The organism is uncultured Propionibacterium sp., assembly GCF_963539965.1.
Classification (GTDB): Bacteria; Actinomycetota; Actinomycetes; order Propionibacteriales; family Propionibacteriaceae; genus Propionibacterium.
Map to the genome: position 1 here is coordinate 1 of NZ_CAUTOU010000115.1, position 3,191 is coordinate 3,191.

Here is a 3,191-nt window from a genome sequence, read left to right on the forward strand (position 1 = left end):
CCTATCTGGGCCTGGGCGCCGGCGCACGGCTGGCGGCCAAGCACGCCATCGTCTCCGGCTGCCGGTCCGGGGGCCGTCGCATCGCCGGCGGGGCCTCCGAGGGGGGCGAGCTGGTCGTCGCCGAGGGCCTGGGCCTCATCGGCACGACGGTCGAGACCGACACCGACGCCCACCAGCGCCTGGAGCGGGCGATCACCGCCGTCGTGACGAGCCCGGCCTCGTACGCGGTGGCCCTGGACGAGGCCGTGACGCTCCTCGTCGACCCGGTCAGCGGCTCCTACGACGCGCTCGGCACCGGCATCGTCCAGTGGCTGCACTGCGACGGCGGCGACGTGCGCATCCGCCGCACCCGCGCCGTGCCCGCCGAAGGGACGCCCGCCGCCGGGAACGGGCCCGCGGCCACTGCGGAACCGGATGGCACCGCGGGCGGCACGACCCCCTCCTCGGCCCCCCTCGACGCCCCGGCCGGGGTCGACCCGTCAGCACCCGCCAGTGGGGAGGCCACCTGATGCCCATGCAGATCCTCGTCGTCGACGACGACCAGGCCGTTCGCGATTCGCTCGCCCGCTCGCTGCACTACAGCGGCTACGGGGTCGAGACCGCCGACGACGGCCTCGACGCGCTCGCCAAGCTCTCGGCCATGCGCCCGGACGCCGTCGTCATGGACGTGATGATGCCCCGCCTGGACGGCCTGGAGACCACCCGCATGCTGCGCGCCAGCGGCAACGACGTGCCGATCCTCGTCCTGACCGCCCGCGACGCCGTGGGCGACCGCGTCGACGGCCTCGACGCGGGCGCCGACGACTACATGGTCAAGCCCTTCGCGCTCGACGAGCTGCTCGCCCGGCTGCGCGCGCTCACACGGCGCAACCACCCCGACCAGAGCCAGGCCGACGAGGTGCTGTCCTTCTCCAATCTGCGCCTGTCGCCGACCACCCGCGAGGTCACCAGGGCGGGCCGTCACATCACGCTGACGCGCACCGAGTTCGCACTGCTGCAGACCTTCATGAGGAATCCGACGAAGGTGCTCGAGCGCAGCTGGCTGCTCAACGAGGTCTGGGGCTTCGAGTTCCCCACCACCGCCAACTCGCTGGAGGTCTACATCGGCTATCTGCGCCGCAAGACCGAGCAGGGCGGCGAGCCGCGTCTCATCCACACCGTGCGCGGCGTCGGTTACGTGCTGCGCGAAGCCGTGTCGTGAGGAGGCTCGTCGAGCGGCTGCGCGCGATCTCCATGCGCAGCAACCGCGATCTCCAGCAGCGTTTCGCCGTGCTCACGGCCCTCGCCGTGGCCACGACGGTGCTCGTCGTCGGCGCGATGACCTACGTCGTCACCCAGCGGGCCCTCTATCACGAGATCGACGAGGAGCTGGTCACGGCCGCCGGCTACATGGTCACCCCGATCCAGTCCGATGTGACGGGCCTGGGCGGGCTGAACAGCGCCTCGCTGGCGGCCGCCAATGTGAACGTGATGCTCGTCAAGTCCGACCGCACGATCGTCCGGGTGCAGGACGAGCAGGTCTCGATCGAGCCGGGCGCCCCGGAGATCCGTGTGGCCCGCATGCAGTACGGCACCTCGGCCCGCACCGTCGAGATCGGTTCGACGCACACCAGGTACCGCCTCGTCGCCGTGCCGATGGCCGCCGAGGACAACACCGGCTACGCGCTCGTGCTCGGCCGTCCGCTCGGACCGCTGCTGAGCACCATCAACACGCTGCGGGGGGTCACCCTGTGGCTCGGCCTGGCGTTCGTCGGGCTGGCCGCCTTCCTCGGTTTCCGGGCCGGGTCCACGGTCATGCGCCCGCTGCGCCAGCTCTCGGACGCCGTCAAGCGCGTCACCGCCACCGACACGTTCACGCCGGTCGGCTCCACCAGGGACGACGAGCTGGGCGATCTGTCGCGCAGCTTCGATCAGATGATGGCCTCGCTGGAGTCCAGCCGCGAGCGCCAGAAACGGCTCATCGCCGATGCCGGCCACGAGCTGCGCACCCCGCTCACCTCGATGCGCACCAACGTCGAGCTGCTGGTGGCCGACGAGAACACCGGCATGCTGCCGCCCGGAGCGCGCACCGAGATCCTCGACGACGTGGCCGCCCAGCTGGGCGAGTTCACCTCCCTGGTCGGCGACCTGGTGCAGCTCAGCCGCGACGACGTGGTCCTGCCCAGCCCCGAGCCGCTCGACTTCGCGAATGTCGTCAACGCCGCCGTGACCCGGGCGAAGAGGCGCGGCAAGGGTCTCGACTTCGACGTCGCCACCGAGCCCTACTTCATCGTCGGCGAGCCCGACAACCTTGAGCGCGCCGTGACGAACCTGCTCGACAACGCCGTGAAGTTCAGCCCCGAGGGCGGCACCGTCCACGTGCGGCTCGCCGACGGCACGCTGACCGTCTCGGACGAGGGCCCCGGCATCGCCCCCGAGGACCTGCCGCACATCTTCGACCGCTTCTACCGTTCCAACAAGGCGCGCAACACCCCGGGCACGGGTCTGGGCCTGTCGATCGTGGCGCACACGGTCGGCGCGCACGGCGGCATGGTCGGGGCCGACAACGCCCCCGGCGGCGGCGCCATGTTCACGCTGCGCCTGCCCCCGGCCCCCTCGGGGCCCCCGGTCAGGCGGTGGACGAGTAGTCCCCGGCCTCAGGCGCGCGCCCGCTCAACAGCGGCGAGAGCGCCAGCACGCACACGGCCGTGACGGGCAGCAGGATCATGGCGGTGCGCAGGTCGACCGCGTCGCCCACCGCCCCGATGAGCACCGGGAAGAGCACCAGGCCGACACGTATCACCCACGTGGTGACGGTCAGGCCCGCACCGGGCGCCACGCCCGGCACCCGGTCGCCGGCGTGCATGGCGGCGGGCACCATCGTCGCGATGCCCCAGCCGGAGCCGGCGAAGCCGACGAGCGCGGTGGCGGGCGTGGGCACCCCGATGGCCAGGGCCATCGCGACGATGCAGATGAGCGCGCCCAGCTGCACGGTGCGCCTCTGCCCGAGGCGGTCGACGATGCGGTCCCCGAGCAGCCGGCCGAGCGTCTGGGCGACCATGAGGGAGACGAAGCCGAGGCCCACGACGAAGGCCGGGACGGTGAACTGCTGGTTCATGTAGAGCGGCGCGAAGGAGCTGCCGCCCTGCTCGATGCCTGCCCCGAGGGCGCCCAGGACGCCGAGCCCGACGAGCACCGCCAGGGTGCGCGGG

4 protein-coding genes are annotated in these 3,191 nt (G+C 72.3%); 3 read left to right on the forward strand and 1 reads right to left on the reverse strand.

Annotated elements, in window-relative coordinates:
- The 3 genes from R2N01_RS11275 to R2N01_RS11285 all read left to right on the forward strand — a co-directional run.
- On the forward strand, nucleotides 1-509 hold a 509-nt coding region (locus R2N01_RS11275; protein WP_316671246.1), incomplete at its 5' end, for a hypothetical protein.
- Nucleotides 510-514: 5 nt separating this feature from the next.
- Entirely contained in the window at nucleotides 515-1,201 is a 687-nt protein-coding gene (locus tag R2N01_RS11280; RefSeq protein WP_316671251.1) for a response regulator transcription factor, read from the forward strand.
- A 32-nt stretch (nucleotides 1,202-1,233) separates the two neighbouring features.
- The gene (locus R2N01_RS11285; protein WP_399553289.1) at nucleotides 1,234-2,691 is read left to right on the forward strand and encodes a sensor histidine kinase; all 1,458 of its coding nucleotides are present in this window, start codon (nucleotides 1,234-1,236) and stop codon (nucleotides 2,689-2,691) included.
- Here the strand turns inward: R2N01_RS11285 and R2N01_RS11290 are convergent.
- Nucleotides 2,609-3,191 (reverse strand): MFS transporter (locus R2N01_RS11290; protein WP_316671249.1); only part of this gene is annotated, 583 nt, incomplete at its 5' end. The genes R2N01_RS11285 and R2N01_RS11290 overlap by 83 nt on opposite strands.